The 424-nt window shown below is 59.4% G+C and carries 1 protein-coding gene; it reads right to left on the bottom strand.

Going from position 1 to position 424, the window contains the following annotated elements; genetic code table 11:
- Positions 1-424: sensor histidine kinase (locus EHS43_RS45900; protein ID WP_148104401.1), on the bottom strand; the 424-nt coding region annotated here is incomplete at both ends.

The following is a 424-nucleotide window of genomic DNA, read 5'->3' as shown; positions in this document are numbered from 1 at the left end:
CAGCACGACCTTGCCTTTCGGGACCGAAAGCGACCCGTATTTCAAGGCATTCGTCGCGAGTTCGTGCAGCACCAGTCCAAGGCCGACCGCCTGATCGGGCCCCAGCAGGATTTCGTCCTTATGGATCTCGACCTGTTCGGTATAGTCGCTGACATAGGGACGCAACTGTTTCGATATCAGTTCCGAGAGGCGGATCGTGCCCCATTCATAGTCGGAGAGCAGCCCGTGCGCGTCCGAGATGGACTGAAGATGGCCGGCGAACGCAGCCATGAACTCGGCAGGATCGCTCGTTTGTCGAAGAGTCTGACGCGCCAGCGACTGCAGCATCGCCAAAGTATTCTTGACGCGGTGGTTCAGCTCCTTCAGCAGAAGCCGCGTCCGCTGCACCGAAGCCTGCTGGTCCGTGACATCGATGGTCATGCCG

Origin of the sequence: Streptomyces sp. RP5T (assembly GCF_003933965.1) — a bacterium.
In the GTDB taxonomy this organism is placed as follows: domain Bacteria; phylum Actinomycetota; class Actinomycetes; order Streptomycetales; family Streptomycetaceae; genus Streptomyces.
This window is presented reverse-complemented; position numbering and strand designations above follow the sequence as displayed.